Genomic DNA, 14436 nt, shown 5'->3' on the forward strand with positions numbered 1-14436 from the left:
GGCCGGCTGCTCCGCTTCGAGCAGAAAGGTCAGGTGATTGGAGAGCATCGCGCCGAAAAGTTAACAGCTCGGCGCGCGGTTTACAACATCTTCCTGACCCACATGCAAAAATGCCGTTCAGTGCTTAACTGAACGGCATTAGGGCCTAAGCCCCGTCTTTCCCATACGAACCGGCGCGCGGCTTAATGTTGCCCACGCCCGTTCGCTGTTCGACGCTTCAAACCGAAAACGACGAGCCGCACCCGCACGTGGTACTGGCGTTCGGATTCTTGATGACGAACTGGGCGCCGTTGATGTCGTCCTTGTAGTCGATCTCGGCGCCGACCAAATACTGGTAGCTCATCGAATCGATCAACAACTGCACGCCTGCTTTGTTCATGACGGTGTCGTCTTCGTTGACCGCTTCGTCGAACGTAAAGCCATACTGGAAGCCCGAGCAGCCGCCGCCTTGCACGAACACGCGCAGCTTGAGGTCGGGGTTGCCTTCCTCGTCGATCAATTGCTTCACCTTATCGGCCGCCGCGTCCGTAAAGACGAAGGGGCTCGGCATTTCGGTCACGGGGGTATCGGTGACGGCGCTCATTCGAACTCTCCAAAAAAACTTCTAAGCGCTATTGTAGGGCCCTTCGGCCACTCGTGCTGATCCTCGGTGCGGTAACCCTATGAATGCAATGGGTTCTCGCGCACGGGGCACAGCGGAAAAGCCAATGAAAAAGCAAAAAGCCGCCGTGCGTGCGCAGCGGCGGCTTTCTGCAGCAACCCGCCATGGGCGGGCGCGTCGAAGCGATTAACGCTTCGAGAACTGCTTGCGGCGACGTGCCTTGTGGAAGCCGACCTTCTTACGCTCGACTTCACGCGCGTCGCGCGTGACGAAGCCGGCGCTCGACAGAGCGGGCTTCAGCGTTGCGTCGTAGTCCATCAGCGCACGCGTGATGCCGTGGCGAACCGCACCGGCTTGGCCCGTTTCACCGCCGCCCGAGACGTTGACCTTGATGTCGAACGTCGTGCCGTGGTTCGTGAGCTCGAGCGGCTGACGCACGATCATCAGCGACGTTTCGCGCGAGAAGTAATCCGCGATGGGCTTGCCGTTGACGACGATCTCGCCCTTGCCAGCCTTGATGAAGACACGTGCGACGGCGCTTTTGCGGCGGCCCGTACCGTAGTTCCAGTTACCGATCATGTGGGCTCCCCTTAGATCTCGAGCGCTTTCGGCTGTTGCGCCGAATGCGGATGCGTGGCTTCAGCGTAGACCTTCAGCTTCTTGATCATCGCGTAGCCGAGCGGGCCCTTCGGCAGCATGCCCTTGACCGCCTTCTCGAGCGCGCGGCCCGGGAAGCGTTCTTGCATCTTGCCGAACGTCGTTTCATAGATGCCGCCCGGGTAGCCCGAGTGGCGGTAGTACTTCTTGTCCGTGGTCTTGTTGCCCGTGACCTTCAGCTTGCCGGCGTTGATAACGATGATGAAATCACCGGTGTCGACGTGCGGAGTGAACTCAGGCTTATGCTTGCCGCGAAGACGGCGCGCCACTTCGCTGGCGACACGGCCGAGAACCTTATCCGTCGCGTCAATCACGTACCATTCGCGCGTCACCTGTTCGGCTTTGGCGGAAAACGTCTTCATGATCGATCCAAAAAATTGACCTGCCCTTCGTATTTTTCCTGCTTGGATGTGACGCGTCGAGGCGTCGTGCAGGCTCTCCCTGTTCTTCTTCCGCGGGCATGGATGCGGAAAAGCCCTGAATTATAAAGGAATTTGCACTACCGAGTCAAAGGCGAGGATTCCCCGACGGAAAACGACGCTCAGCGGCGCGGAAACAGACCAAGTGCGAGGCCAAGTGCGGCAGGGTGCGGCCAAGCAACGATCGTACGAACCGACAGCCTGTCGGCCCCTTGGCCTTGCCCCGCCGAGACCCTGCCCCAAACAGGCGAAAAAAAGCCCGAACTCTCGGCTCGGGCTTAATCCACCTAAGGAGGAGGGTGGAGGAGACATGCGGAGATTGTCGAAGACGACAACCAATGAGGCGCATTGTACAGAGCGAACGGCAGCTAGGCAAGAAAATTTGCATTGCGAAACCAAACTTCATAATATGAAATTCAACTGAACTCACGGTGTCCGCTTATCCGATGCGCGGGGCAGCCGATCCCTCCTGCGCCGCGAGGCTACAATGCCAATCCGATCGGATGACAACGTACGAGAACACAGCGGGAGTCGTGCTATGGAATGCAAAGTAAGCTGGATGGGGCCGGACGGCATGGCCTTTGCCGCGGAGACGGGCAGCGGCCATTTGGCCATGATGGATGGCGCGCCGGAAGGCGGAGGCCGTAATCTGGCCCCGCGGCCCATGGAAATGGTGCTGCTCGGCACGGGGGGCTGCACGGCGTACGACGTCGTCATGATCCTGAAGAAAAGCCGTCAGGAAATCGCAGGCTGCTCTGTCACGCTAAAAGCCGAGCGTGCGAGCGAAGACCCGAAAATCTTCACGAAGATCCATTTCCACTTCACGGTGACGGGCCGGAACCTGAATCCGGCTACCGTCGAGCGCGCGATTAACCTGTCGCACGACAAGTACTGCTCGGCGTCGATCATGCTGGCCAAGACGGCCGAACTCTCGCATTCGTTCGATATCGTCGAAGCCTGAAGCATCAGGGCGCGACGCGCCGCGCGTTCGATATGAAAAAGCCGGCGCCTTTAGAGACGCCGGCTTTTCGGTATGGGAGGCAAAGTAGGCCGGTAAGCCGGATTCTGTGCGCTCCGGGCGCCTTGCGGCGCCCTGGAACGTGGCAGCCATTCCTCTAGGCGCGCCATTGCTGACGCGCTCGAGCTTCCTACCCGCAGGCAAGACGGGGGCCCCGCCTTGCATCCGAAGATGCGTGCCTGCCTATTTGGAATTGCTCCGGGTGGAGGTTGCCGTGCCGCCTGCGTCGCCGCAGCCGCGGTGCGCTCTTACCGCACCGTTTCACCCTTACCTGATCCCGGTTCGTCACCGGGCCATCGGCGGTTTGTTCTCTGTTGCCCTGTTCCGCGTGTCGCCACGGATGGCCGTTAGCCATCACCCTGCCCTATGGAGTCCGGACTTTCCTCGCCCTTCCGGAGTTGCCCCCGAAAAGCCGCGACTGCCTGGCCTGCTTTGCAGTCTGTGAGTCTACCACCGCGGGACATGGCGCAGAAAGCGATCGCAAACGTCCGCGCCAATGCCGACGGTGCGGCCGCCAGGTTCCGCTACGCACGCGCCGCGACGCCTCGAGCCCGCCGCCCCGGGCGAAAGACCGTCGCATCGTCATAGAACGCGGGCTCGGCGTTGGCTGACCAAAAACCAGGCACGCCGAGGACCGGCAGCGGCGAGTAACGGCTATTCTCGAGCACGGTCGCATCCGCAAGCGACGCAGCAACGGTCTCGTCCAGCCACGCGTCGCGCCGGTCGGTCTGCCAGCCGAAGTAATCGGCGGGCGCGGCGACGATCCACGCGTGCCCCGTGCAGGCCTTGTACGGAGCGACGAGCTTTTCGAGCAACGCGTGCCCGAATACGCGCGCTTCGCAGCGCGTGCCCCATGCGGCGCGCTCCTTAACGAACAAGCGCCGCCAATCGAACGCCGTGAGCGCCGCGCTCAAGGACGGATCGGCGCAGACGAACAACATCGCGTTTTCGTCGAACAGCGTGAGGAAATCGCGGGCGGCGCCGCGCGCACCCTGAACGCCGTCGCGCTCGATCTCTCTGGCTTGATGCGCGTTGAGCATCGCCTTCACGCGCGGGTGCGCGAACCACATCAGCGCGTTGAAAAAATCGTGCAGATTGTGCCGCGTCGGCACGCCGCCCGTTGCGGCGATGTGCGCCTCGTAGGCGGCGCCGACCGGCAGCTCGGCTTGTTCGATGAACGAGAGCGGGCGGCCTTTGCCGGTGAGATGGCCCGCTGCGCGGGCTTCGCGTGCGAGCATTGCGATGAAATCGGTGCCCTCCTCCACGCAGCGATGCCAGCGCGCCCCGCGGCGCGCATAGGGCGCAAGCCAAGGCGCCGACCAATCGACCTGCGAGAGCGTCGCGATCGACGAGCGCGATGGAATGCCCCCGTCGGCATCGACCCCGTCATCGGCGGTGGCACGGTGAGTCATGTCCACCTGGGCGATCCCTCTCTCAGACGAGGCGCCAACCAATCGGCTCGCCGCCGCGCAGCGGCACGACCAAGGCTTCGCCCGCGACGATTTCGGCCGGCAACGTCCAGCGCTCGCGCACGAGCGTCACCCGCTCGCGGCTGCGCGGCAAACCGTAGAAGTCCGGCCCGAAGAAGCTCGCGAATCCTTCGAGCTTGTCGAGCGCGCCGGCGTTGTCGAACACTTCGGCATAGAGTTCGAGCGCATGCAATGCCGTGTAGCACCCGGCGCAGCCGCATGCATGCTCCTTCAAACCCTTGGGATGCGGCGCGCTGTCGGTGCCGAGGAAAAAGCGCGGGCTGCCCGACGTGGCCGCTTCGACTAGCGCAACGCGATGCGTCTCGCGTTTGAGCACCGGTAGGCAGTAATAGTGCGGACGAATGCCGCCCTGGAAAATGGCATTGCGGTTATAGAGCAGGTGGTGCGCCGTGATCGTGGCGCCGAGCAACCCGGCCGGCGCGTCGTCGTCTCGGACGTATTGCGCCGCGTCCTTCGTCGTAATGTGCTCGAAGACCACCTTGAGCCCCGGAAAATCGCGGCGCAGTGGGATCATCACTCGGTCGATGAACACCTTTTCGCGATCGAACAGGTCGATCGACGAATCGGTCACCTCGCCGTGCACGAGCAACGGTAGCCCGACTTCCTGCATCGCCTCGAGCGTCTTCGCGCATTTGGACAAATCAGTCACGCCGAAATCGGAATTCGTGGTCGCCCCGGCGGGATAGAGCTTTACGCCATGCACGAAACCGCATTCCTTCGCGCGGCGAATCTCATCGGGGGGCGTGTTGTCAGTGAGATAAAGCGTCATCAACGGCTCGAACGTCGCGCCGATCGGCAGCGCGGCGACGATGCGCTCCCGGTAGGCGCGGGCCGCTTCGACCGTCGTCACGGGCGGTTTCAGATTCGGCATGACGATCGCCCGGCCGAACTGGCGGACGGTATGCGGCAGCACGGCGGCGAGCATTTCGCCGTCACGCAAATGCAAGTGCCAGTCGTCGGGACGGGCCAAGGTGAGCGAGGACGGCGCGCCGGTCGGCGGCGCGGCATTCGGGGACGAATCGGAAACGGTCATGGCGACGATCTGGCAAGTCTTGCAAGGGGGCCGGCGGGCAAGCCGCGCGGCGACAAAAAAGCGAATCGAGCGATGTGAACGAATAGCGTTGAGCCAAGCATGCGCGCCGCCATCGTGGAAAAACCGCAACGGACGCCCTAGGCGGCCCGGCGATTTCGCTTTTTTCGGCCGGCGGCTCGGTATATGCTTCAAAAAAACATATTGTAGCGGGTTCGCCTAGCGCGCCCGCCCGACCACACGCATCGCCAGCCTGTCCTATGTGCCAACTCCTCGGAATGAACTGCGCCGCGCCGACGGACGTCACGTTCTCCTTCACGGGCTTCGCTGCGCGCGGCGGCATCACCGATCATCACGCGGACGGCTGGGGCATCGCCTTTTTCGAAGACAAGGCATGCCGCTTGTTCATCGACCATCAATCGTCGGCCACCTCCCCGATCGCCGAGATGGTCAAGCGCTATCCGATCAAGTCGAAGAACACGATCGCGCATATCCGCAAGGCGACGCAGGGCCACATCCTGCTTGAAAATTGCCACCCGTTCATGCGCGAGTTGTGGGGCCGCCATTGGATCTTCGCGCACAACGGCGACTTGAAGGACTACAGCCCGGAGATCAACGGCGTTTTTCAGCCTGTCGGAACGACCGACAGCGAACTCGCCTTTTGCGCATTGATGCAAGGCTTGCGCCGGGCGTTTCCGGGGGCGCAGCCGCCGCTGCAAGAATTGTTCGATTCGCTGACGGCGCTGACGCGAGATATTACCGATTTCGGCGTATTCAACTTTCTCATGTCGAACGGGCAAGCCCTCTTCGCCCATTGCTCGACCCACCTGCACTACATCGTTCGGCGCTGGCCGTTCTCGACGGCGCACCTGATCGATGCCGACATGTCGATCGACTTCGCGCAATACACGACGCCGGAAGATCGCGTGGCCGTCATCGCGACGCAGCCGTTGACCGACGACGAGATCTGGACTGCGTTCGCGCCCGGCGACCTGCTGATGTTCCAAGACGGGGAAGTGGCCGCGCACGCGCATATCCCGGTGCCGCCTTCCGTATTGGAAAAAGCACGCAACCCGGCTTGCGATGCAAGCGCCTCGGCGCCCAGGCGCTTACCGGCCGCCGCCTTCGGCACGGCCGCCGATACTGGCGATACAGACGACATCGCGGCGTTCGAATCCTGAGCGATCGGAGCGCCTAGGCACCCTTGTGCTCAATGCAGAATCTTCGCTAGGAATTCCTTCGCGCGGTCGGACTTGGGATTGGCGAAGAACGCGTCCTTGCGGTCGTCCTCGACGATGGCGCCTCGGTCCATGAAGATGACGCGGTGCGCGACCTTCCTCGCGAAGCCCATTTCGTGTGTCACGCACATCATCGTCATGCCTTCTTGCGCAAGTTCGACCATCACGTCGAGCACCTCGTTGATCATCTCGGGGTCGAGCGCGGACGTGGGCTCGTCGAACAGCATCGCCACCGGATCCATCGACAGCGCGCGCGCAATGGCCACGCGCTGCTGCTGACCGCCCGAAAGCTGCGCCGGAAATTTATCGGCCTGCGCTTTCAGGCCCACCCGTTCGAGCAGTTTCAGGCCCTTGTCGCCCGCTTCATCCTTCGATCGGCCCAGCACTTTGATCTGCGCGAGCGTGAGATTCTCCATGATCGACAGATGCGGAAAGAGCTCGAAGTGCTGAAACACCATACCGACTTTCGCGCGCAGCTTCGACAAGTTCGTCTGCTTGTCGCCGAGCGATTGACCGTCGACGATGATCTCCCCTTGCTGAAACGGCTCGAGACCATTCACGGTCTTGATCAACGTCGACTTGCCTGAACCGGACGGCCCGCAGACGACGACCACCTCGCCCTTCGCGACTTCCGTGGTGCAGTCGGACAGCACCTGAAACGTGCCGTACCACTTCGAAACGTTCTTGATTGAAATCATCCGGTGATCCTTATCGCAAAAACCGTCGACGGCCGCTGCCCGGGCCGACGAAGCCTTCGCATGATACGCGGCCCGAGCCCGTGAGTAGAAATGGACGTCGAGATACGGCTACCGCTCGTCGGATGCCGAATCCAAGGTTCAACGCTACAGACACCGGTAAACGTAAAACGGGCGACACCTTGCGATGCCGCCCGCCGAGGGGAAGCCGGAAGCGCCGTGAGGGGCGCGCCGGCAAGCTAGACCCGTTTCGCTTGTGGCGAATAGGGAATCAGGGATAAAGGCCGCGCAGCTCGCGGGCCAGCAAAATTCTCTTACACGCGACGATGAACGCCGCCGTGCGCATCGATACCTTGTTGTCGCTCGCCACTTGCCAAACGGCGCTGAAGGCTTCGCGCATCACGCGCTCGAGGCGCTGGTTGATCTCGTCCTCGGTCCAGAAGAAGCTCGAGAAGTCCTGCACCCACTCGAAGTACGAGACGGTCACGCCGCCGGCGTTGGCGACGACGTCGGGGATCACGAGCACACCCTTGTCGTGCAGAATGTCGTCGGCCGCCGTCGTGGTCGGGCCGTTCGCGCCTTCGACGATGATCTTCGTCTTGATCTTGGCGGCGTTCTTCTCGGTGATCTGGTTTTCGAGCGCGGCCGGGATCAGGATGTCCGTTTCGATCATCCAGAACTCGTCGTTCGCGACCGGATCGGCGCCCTTGAAGCCGCCCACTCCGCCCGTGTTCGCCACGTGTTCCAGCAAGGCATGCGTATCGATGCCGCTCGCCTTGTGCAGCGAGCCCGTGTGATCCTGCACGGCGATGACCTTGGCGCCCGCCTCCTCGAACAAGCGCGCCGCGATGCCGCCTACGTTGCCGAAGCCTTGCACGGCGATGCGTGCGCCTGCGATATCGAGGCCCACGCGGCGCGCCGCTTCCGTGCCCACGACGAACACGCCGCGGCCCGTCGCTTCGCGGCGGCCGAGCGAACCGCCCAGCGAGATCGGCTTGCCCGTCACGACGCCCGTGGCCGTCTGGCCCTGGTTCATCGAGTACGTGTCCATCATCCACGCCATGATCTGCTCGTTCGTGTTGACGTCAGGCGCGGGAATGTCGGTGTTCGGTCCGATGATGATGCCGATTTCGCTCGTGTAGCGGCGCGTGACACGCTCGAGCTCGCCGCGCGACAGGGTGCGCGGGTCGACGCGGATACCGCCCTTCGCGCCGCCGTACGGCACGTTCACGGCCGCGTTCTTCACCGACATCCAGGCCGACAGCGCCATGACTTCGGAGAGCGTCACGTCTTGGTGATAACGCACGCCGCCCTTGCCCGGGCCGCGCGACACGTTGTGCTGAACGCGATAACCCTCGAAGTGCGCGATGGTGCCGTTATCGAGCTCGATGGGCACATCGACGATGAGGATGCGCTTCGGACGCTTCAGTGTTTCGATCCAACGCGACGACGAGCCGAGGTACGGCGCGACGCGATCGACTTGACGCAGATAGTTTCCCCAGGGGCCGAGATCGTCGGCATGAAGGTACGAGGGGATCGATTGTGCAGACGTGGTGGACTGCAGTTGCGAAGACATGAAGACTCCAACGGTCACGGAATGTGCGCCATTGTCGAAAAAGCCCATTCTGAAATCCAATGCCGTTTGGTCATCCCGTTATGCATTTCTTGCATAAGCTTCGGAAGGACGTAGGACGGCCGGCGGGCCGAGCTGCTACGCCGGCTTGACGCCGAGCTCGTCGGCGACGACCTGCCATAAGCGGCGCACGAGCTGTTGGCGCGGATCGTCGCCGCCCGCCGCGAGCTTGTCGCGATACAGGCGGATTTCCATCGTCAACGTGAAGCGATCGGCGGGCAGACCACGCGAGGCGGAGCGATCGAGCCGGATCAAATCGCCCGCGGCCACCGCGTCTTCCACCGCGCTGTGCGGCAGGAAGGCGACGCCGTGGCCGGCGAGCGCCATCGCCTTGAGCGCCTCGGCCATGTCGGTTTCGTAGATGCGGTCGAGATAAAGCCGCTCGGGCGCGTTCGCGACGATGACCTCGGTCATGCGCCCGAGATACGCATTCGGCGTGTACGACAGATACGGCACCGGCGCATCGGCCGTGCCCGGTAGCGTGTAGCGCGCACGCGCCGCACGCGACGGCGCCGAGAACGGACTGATGGGCTCGAAGCCGAGCGTGAGCATGTCGTAGCGGCCCGGGTCGAGCGCGACGGGATGGCTCGGATGGTGATAACCCATCACGAGGTCGCAGCCGCCCTCCACCAGCGACAACACGGCGTCGTGCACGTTCAGCGCGCGCAGACGCGTGTGCACCGGCCCCATCTTCGCTTCGATGCGCTGCAGCCATAGCGGGAAGTACGTGAGCGACAGCGTGTGCGGTACGGCGAATTCGATCGTCGCCGCGGGCGAGCGCACGTGGCCGCGCAGCAAAATGCGTGACTCGTGCATGTGCGACAGCATCGCGAGCGCTTGTTCGAGGAATACCTCGCCCGCTTGCGTGAGGCGCGTCGGATAGACCGATCGGTCGATGAGTTCGGTCGCGAGCCAAGCCTCGAGCGCTTGGATGCGACGCGAGAACGCCGGCTGCGTCACGTGCCGCAACTCGGCGGATCGGCTGAAGCTGCGCGTCTCAGCCAGCGAAACGAAATCTTCCAGCCACTTGAGTTCCATGCGAAAGGGCGGCCCTCTGGAGCCGAACGAGCGGTGACGACGCATTGTACCGGCGCGCCCGGTGGGAATATTTCAGCGCAATCTTGATGCAGCGCACCATCGCTGCGCGCCCCGGCACATCGTCAGTGCTAGGGCGCGCGGCGCAGGTGCGTCGCCGCGCGCGGCTCGCGACCGTCGCGGCTCGGAACGCAGCCGGCGCCAAGCCCATGCGCGGCGCCGCAACCGCACGCGGCGCCTAGCGCAGCGCCCGGGCCAACGCGGGGCGGCATGCCGATGGCATAGGGCTTGCATTGCCGAGCCGTCGCGCGCGTTCCGCTGGGCTGGACGCAGCGGCGTGCACCGCCCCTAACGATTCATCCGACATTCGATGCGAGGACGAAACATGAAGAACCTGCAACTTGCGCTACGGAGCGGCAACTGGCGCTCGCTCCTCGCATGCTTTCTCTACTTCGACACAGGCTTCACGGTGTGGGTCCTCTACGGGCCGCTGGCCCCGTTCATCGGCAAGAGCATTGCGATGTCGGCCGCACAGCAAGGTTTTCTCGTCGCTGTTCCGGTGCTTTCGGCCGCCATCTTGCGCGTCGCGCTCGGCAATCTCTATCAGTCGGCGAACGGCCGGCGCGTCGCGTTGATGGGCGTGCTGATCTCGGCGCTGCCGACGATCGTCCTGCCGCTGTGGCCGACGACGCCTTCGTACACGCTGCTGCTCGTGCTCGGCGTGTTTCTCGGCGTAGGCGGCGCGAGTTTCGCCGTCGCCTTGCCGATGGCCGGCAGCAGCTACCCGGCCAAGGTCCAGGGCCTCGTGCTCGGCCTGGCCGCGGCCGGCAACATCGGTGCGGTGCTCGACGGCTTCTTGTTCCCGCGCGTGGCCGACGCGCTGGGCTGGCAATACGCGACGGCGGCGGCGCTGCCGCTGCTGGCGATCGCCGGTTTCGCGCTGTTCGTCTGGGGCGACGACCGAGGGGAAAAGGCCGGTAGCGCGGCGCGCGCGATGGCGGGTTTCGCGACGATGCTCGCGGGCCTCGTCGCACTCGTGCTCGCCGTTCACGCGGGCCTATTCGGCGCGGGCAAGACGGGCGTGCTGCTGCTGCCGGTGCTCGGCGCCGCCGGCGCGATCGCCCTGCTGCCGGCGCGCTATCGCACCGTACTCGCCGAACGCGACACGTGGGTCATGATGCTCGTCTACAGCATCACGTTCGGCGGCTTCGTGGGAATGTCCTCGTACGTGACGCTGCTCCTCACGACGCTCTACCAGATGCCGAAGCTCGAAGCCGGATTGTTCATGTCGCTGCTCGCCTTCCTCGGCGCCATCGTGCGGCCCATGGGCGGATATTTGGCCGACCGCATCACCGGCGTGCGCGCATTGACCGCGTTGCTTGCGCTCATCTCGCTCGCGGATTTCGCGTTCGCCGCATGGATGCCTCCGCTCGCCGGCGGCATCGCGATCCTCGTCTGTTTGTATCTCGCGTTCGGTCTCGGCAACGGCGCGACGTTCCAGCTCGTCCCCCATCGCTGGAAAGGCAAGACGGGCCTGCTTTCCGGTGTCATCGGCGCGGCCGGCGGCATCGGCGGCTTCTATCTGCCCGTCGTGATGGGCATCGCCAAGGAAAGCACGGGCAGCTACCAAATGGGCTTCGCCACGTTCGGCGCGCTGGCCGCATGCGCCTGCGTGGCAATCCTCGCGCTGCGTGCGCAGTGGCTCGTCTGGGCCGCCCCGGGCAGCGCGAACTCGCCCGCCGCGCAAGTCCCGCACGTCGGACAAGCGGCGACGGCCAGCGAATGACCGGGCCGATCGAGCAGGCCGACGCCCGCCTGCTCGATGCCCCTTACGAGGGCGGCGCTCGGGCGGTGGTAAAATCGCGGGTTCTCCCCTGCTCCGAACCCGCGCCTCGAGCGCGACGTCTCATCATGTCCGATACCCGCGCCGATACGCTGTTTTCCCTTACCGCCCTCTCGCCGCTCGACGGCCGCTACGCCTCCAAGACCGAAGCGCTGCGCGATTGGCTCTCCGAAGCCGCATTCATGCGCCACCGCGTGACCGTCGAAGTCCATTGGCTCATCGCGCTGTCGCAAGCGGGCTTCGCCGAAATGCCGCGTTTTTCCGAAGCGGCGGAAACCTTTCTGCTCGATCTCGTCGCCCGGTTTTCGCCGCATGACGCCGCCCGCATCAAGGATATCGAGCGCGTCACCAATCACGACGTGAAGGCCGTCGAATACTGGCTCAAGGAATCGGTGAAGGGTCAGCCGGAGTTGGAGCGCGCGAGCGAATTCATCCACTTCGCCTGCACGTCGGAGGACATCAACAATACGTCGCACGGCCTGATGCTCTCCGGTGCGCGCGAACACGTGATCCTGCCCGCGCTGCGCTCGGTGCACGGCCGCCTCGTTGCCCTCGCCCATGCGCTGGCCGAGCAGCCGATGCTCTCGCGCACGCATGGCCAGCCGGCCAGCCCGACCACGCTCGGCAAGGAAATCGCCAACGTCGCCGCGCGTTTGGCCCGCGCGATCGATCGTATCGCCCGCGTCGAAATCCTCGGCAAGATGAACGGCGCGGTGGGCAACTACAACGCGCATTTGGCCGCCTATCCGGAATTCGACTGGGAAGCGTTCTCGCGCAACGTGATCGAGGCGCGGCTCAAGCTCACGTTCAATCCGTACACGATTCAAATCGAACCGCACGATTACATGGCCGAGCTGTTCGACGCCGTCGCGCGCGCCAACACGATCCTGCTCGATCTCGACCGCGACGTCTGGGGCTACATCTCGGTCGGCTACTTCAAGCAAAAGACGAAGGCCGGCGAAATCGGCTCGTCGACCATGCCGCACAAGGTCAATCCGATCGATTTCGAAAACTCGGAAGGCAACCTCGGTCTCGCCAATGCGACGTTGCGCCATCTCGCCGACAAGCTGCCCGTCTCGCGCTGGCAGCGCGACCTGACCGATTCGACGGTCTTGCGCAACATGGGTGTCGCGCTCGGCTATTCGCTGCTCGCCTACGATTCGCTGATTCGCGGCCTGGATAAGCTTGAAGTGAATCCGGCTCGCTTGAACGAAGATCTCGATCAATGCTGGGAAGTGCTGGCCGAGCCGGTACAAACGGTCATGCGCCGCTACGGCATCGAAAACCCGTACGAGCAGCTGAAGGAACTGACGCGCGGCAAGGGCATCACGCGCGAAGCGCTGCAGCAGTTCATTGCCACGCTGGCAATCCCCGACGACGCGAAAGCGCTGCTGGCGGCCATGACACCCGGGTCGTACACGGGCAAGGCGGCGGAGCTCGCCAAGCGGATTGCTTAAAAAACACCGCTTCCAGCGAAAAGGGCGCGCGGTGCAAACCGCGCGCCCTTTTTATTCGCCAGGCACTCAGCCGATTTCGAGCACCGCTGCGAGCTTGCAGCAAGGTCGCGCTATCACTGGCGCTGAAACCACATTTCGGCCTCTCGGGCGGCCTGCTTGACGTTGGTTCCTAGTTGCCGGCTAACGCCGGCCGCTATGACCAGCCGCAGCATCCGCCCCCGTGCATCAGACCCGAGTGCGCCGAAACGGCTTTCCGCGCGCGCGACGAACTCCTCGCTCTCGACCCGGGACGCGCCAAATAGGCTGCCTCGGGGAAGCGCGTAATTCTTATGCACCTCGAGTCGGCCTTCAACGAAACGCTCAATATCGGGCGAGGCCACATAGTCCTCCAGCGCTTCCATGAGGAGTGCGATCTGCGGCACGTCTTCCGAAGTCAGCGCGCGCCTGGACGTTACGTACCGAGGTACGAGACCGAGCGGATCGACACCTTTAGGTACGTGCCTATCACTTGGCCAAGCGAAGTACGAATCCTCGCGCAACACCGCTGGCCCATACCCCCATGGGTCGATAATGACATCCTCGCGGCTTGGATGAGGACTATCGAGCCGCACCTCCGTCCATCCGTGATCGCACTTCGATGAGTTGACCTGGTGGAGGGGCGGCCATCTTGGGTGTCTTAAACGACCGATCGTCGCGGCTACGGCAGCAAAGTCTCTGCAGTGGCCCGCCTCCAATTTCGTAGCGCAAACAGCACGGAGCTGCTCCAGATGGACTTCGGTCAGCCTCTTAGCGTCTCCGCTTTTCAGCGTTTCCGTCAGACGCTTATCGGGCTCGCTAAGGGCTTTACCAGCGTTAGCCTTCAATAAAAGCCTATTAAGCCGATCCTCGACCTCGCGCCTCAGCTCATAGGCGACTTTGACGTGGCGGGACGACGCACCGCGAGTATCCTCAATGTCATCGATCACGTTGCCGCGGCCAAGGTCGAGCTCTTCCCGCGTTTCATTGACGACATGGTTAGCCGCACGCAACCGATCGAACGAATCGCCTTCGATGGATCGGCCTTCCACCGCGCGGTACATCAAATATAGGAATAAGTCGTGCTCTTGCTTAGGCACGCGCTTGGCATAGGCACCTCTTCGATGCATGGCAACGAGTTCCGCGTTGCGCTCTTCGCGTATTTTGTCGGCCCATCGATTCCACGCCTCTTGACCGGGCTCCACCGCACCATCGACTTGCGGCGCCGCTGCCTGTCTTTCGCGTCTTCTTATGCTCATTCGAGATACCGCACGAGTCAACTGGTCTGGTTCCACGCGTGACTCC

At 63.4% G+C, this 14436-nt stretch carries 13 protein-coding genes and 1 other RNA gene; 4 read left to right on the top strand and 10 right to left on the bottom strand.

All coding sequences use genetic code 11. The annotated features are described in order from the left end of the window. Positions 1 to 217 precede the first annotated feature (217 nt). The 3 genes from erpA to rplM form a co-directional block, all read right to left on the bottom strand. The gene (erpA, locus tag ACTHNR_RS11000; protein WP_440547636.1) at positions 218 to 583 is read right to left on the bottom strand and encodes an iron-sulfur cluster insertion protein ErpA; all 366 of its coding nucleotides are present in this window, start codon (positions 581 to 583) and stop codon (positions 218 to 220) included. A gap of 204 nt (positions 584 to 787) precedes the next feature. Continuing rightward, complete coding sequence (rpsI, locus tag ACTHNR_RS11005; RefSeq protein WP_440547637.1) at positions 788 to 1180, bottom strand: 30S ribosomal protein S9; 393 nt, start codon at positions 1178 to 1180, stop codon at positions 788 to 790. An 11-nt stretch (positions 1181 to 1191) separates the two neighbouring features. Beyond that, the gene (rplM, locus tag ACTHNR_RS11010) at positions 1192 to 1620 is read right to left on the bottom strand and encodes a 50S ribosomal protein L13 (RefSeq protein WP_102643875.1); all 429 of its coding nucleotides are present in this window, start codon (positions 1618 to 1620) and stop codon (positions 1192 to 1194) included. Between the two features lie 595 nt (positions 1621 to 2215). On the opposite strand from rplM, the gene ACTHNR_RS11015 reads away from it, so the two are divergent. Beyond that, on the top strand, positions 2216 to 2638 hold the full coding sequence (locus ACTHNR_RS11015) for an OsmC family protein (RefSeq protein WP_440547638.1): 423 nt from the start codon (positions 2216 to 2218) through the stop codon (positions 2636 to 2638). A gap of 77 nt (positions 2639 to 2715) precedes the next feature. Here the strand turns inward: ACTHNR_RS11015 and rnpB are convergent. From rnpB to pyrC, 3 genes are all read right to left on the bottom strand, one after another. Continuing rightward, an RNA gene (rnpB, locus tag ACTHNR_RS11020) (RNase P RNA component class A) lies at positions 2716 to 3129 on the bottom strand. Between the two features lie 90 nt (positions 3130 to 3219). After that, the gene (locus ACTHNR_RS11025) at positions 3220 to 4107 is read right to left on the bottom strand and encodes a DUF3025 domain-containing protein (protein ID WP_440547639.1); all 888 of its coding nucleotides are present in this window, start codon (positions 4105 to 4107) and stop codon (positions 3220 to 3222) included. Between the two features lie 22 nt (positions 4108 to 4129). Next, positions 4130 to 5218 (bottom strand): dihydroorotase, encoded by a 1089-nt coding sequence (gene pyrC / locus ACTHNR_RS11030; RefSeq protein ID WP_440547640.1) that lies wholly within the window; start codon positions 5216 to 5218, stop codon positions 4130 to 4132. Between the two features lie 257 nt (positions 5219 to 5475). Between pyrC and ACTHNR_RS11035 the strand changes: the two genes are divergently transcribed. After that, positions 5476 to 6396 carry a class II glutamine amidotransferase gene (locus ACTHNR_RS11035; protein ID WP_440547641.1) on the top strand — a complete coding sequence of 307 codons (921 nt, stop codon included), beginning with the start codon at positions 5476 to 5478 and terminating at the stop codon, positions 6394 to 6396. 29 nt (positions 6397 to 6425) lie between these two features. On the opposite strand, the gene ACTHNR_RS11040 is transcribed toward ACTHNR_RS11035, so the two are convergent. The 3 genes from ACTHNR_RS11040 to ACTHNR_RS11050 all read right to left on the bottom strand — a co-directional run bounded on the left by ACTHNR_RS11040 (position 6426) and on the right by ACTHNR_RS11050 (position 9819). Next, a complete protein-coding gene (locus ACTHNR_RS11040; protein ID WP_440547642.1) occupies positions 6426 to 7151 on the bottom strand; it encodes an amino acid ABC transporter ATP-binding protein in 726 nt (241 codons plus the stop codon). Positions 7152 to 7419: 268 nt separating this feature from the next. Then, entirely contained in the window at positions 7420 to 8724 is a 1305-nt protein-coding gene (locus tag ACTHNR_RS11045) for a Glu/Leu/Phe/Val family dehydrogenase (protein ID WP_440547643.1), read from the bottom strand. A 135-nt stretch (positions 8725 to 8859) separates the two neighbouring features. Next, entirely contained in the window at positions 8860 to 9819 is a 960-nt protein-coding gene (locus ACTHNR_RS11050) for a LysR family transcriptional regulator (protein WP_440547644.1), read from the bottom strand. Between the two features lie 382 nt (positions 9820 to 10201). On the opposite strand from ACTHNR_RS11050, the gene ACTHNR_RS11055 reads away from it, so the two are divergent. Together ACTHNR_RS11055 and purB are read left to right on the top strand one after the other, a co-directional pair. Beyond that, entirely contained in the window at positions 10202 to 11602 is a 1401-nt protein-coding gene (locus tag ACTHNR_RS11055; RefSeq protein ID WP_440547645.1) for an MFS transporter, read from the top strand. 125 nt (positions 11603 to 11727) lie between these two features. Beyond that, positions 11728 to 13116: an adenylosuccinate lyase gene (gene purB, locus ACTHNR_RS11060; RefSeq protein ID WP_440547646.1), complete on the top strand. Its 1389-nt coding sequence runs from the start codon at positions 11728 to 11730 to the stop codon at positions 13114 to 13116. 113 nt (positions 13117 to 13229) lie between these two features. Here the strand turns inward: purB and ACTHNR_RS11065 are convergent, their stop codons facing one another. Beyond that, positions 13230 to 14426 (bottom strand): hypothetical protein, encoded by a 1197-nt coding sequence (locus ACTHNR_RS11065; RefSeq protein WP_440547647.1) that lies wholly within the window; start codon positions 14424 to 14426, stop codon positions 13230 to 13232. Between the last annotated feature and the right edge of the window lie 10 nt (positions 14427 to 14436).

Source organism: Trinickia sp. (genome assembly GCF_051954495.1).
Classification (GTDB): Bacteria; Pseudomonadota; Gammaproteobacteria; order Burkholderiales; family Burkholderiaceae; genus Trinickia.

Excerpts from the sequence above, each read along its gene's own strand:
- ACTHNR_RS11045 (WP_440547643.1), bottom strand. The coding sequence starts at position 8,724 with ATGTCTTCGCAACTGCAGTCCACCACGTCTGCACAATCGATCCCCTCG.
- ACTHNR_RS11055 (WP_440547645.1), top strand. The coding sequence starts at position 10,202 with ATGAAGAACCTGCAACTTGCGCTACGGAGCGGCAACTGGCGCTCGCTC.
- ACTHNR_RS11025 (WP_440547639.1), bottom strand. The coding sequence starts at position 4,107 with ATGACTCACCGTGCCACCGCCGATGACGGGGTCGATGCCGACGGGGGC.
- ACTHNR_RS11015 (WP_440547638.1), top strand. The coding sequence starts at position 2,216 with ATGGAATGCAAAGTAAGCTGGATGGGGCCGGACGGCATGGCCTTTGCC.
- rplM (WP_102643875.1), bottom strand. The coding sequence starts at position 1,620 with ATGAAGACGTTTTCCGCCAAAGCCGAACAGGTGACGCGCGAATGGTAC.
- ACTHNR_RS11040 (WP_440547642.1), bottom strand. The coding sequence starts at position 7,151 with ATGATTTCAATCAAGAACGTTTCGAAGTGGTACGGCACGTTTCAGGTG.
- rpsI (WP_440547637.1), bottom strand. The coding sequence starts at position 1,180 with ATGATCGGTAACTGGAACTACGGTACGGGCCGCCGCAAAAGCGCCGTC.
- pyrC (WP_440547640.1), bottom strand. The coding sequence starts at position 5,218 with ATGACCGTTTCCGATTCGTCCCCGAATGCCGCGCCGCCGACCGGCGCG.
- ACTHNR_RS11035 (WP_440547641.1), top strand. The coding sequence starts at position 5,476 with ATGTGCCAACTCCTCGGAATGAACTGCGCCGCGCCGACGGACGTCACG.
- ACTHNR_RS11050 (WP_440547644.1), bottom strand. The coding sequence starts at position 9,819 with ATGGAACTCAAGTGGCTGGAAGATTTCGTTTCGCTGGCTGAGACGCGC.
- purB (WP_440547646.1), top strand. The coding sequence starts at position 11,728 with ATGTCCGATACCCGCGCCGATACGCTGTTTTCCCTTACCGCCCTCTCG.
- erpA (WP_440547636.1), bottom strand. The coding sequence starts at position 583 with ATGAGCGCCGTCACCGATACCCCCGTGACCGAAATGCCGAGCCCCTTC.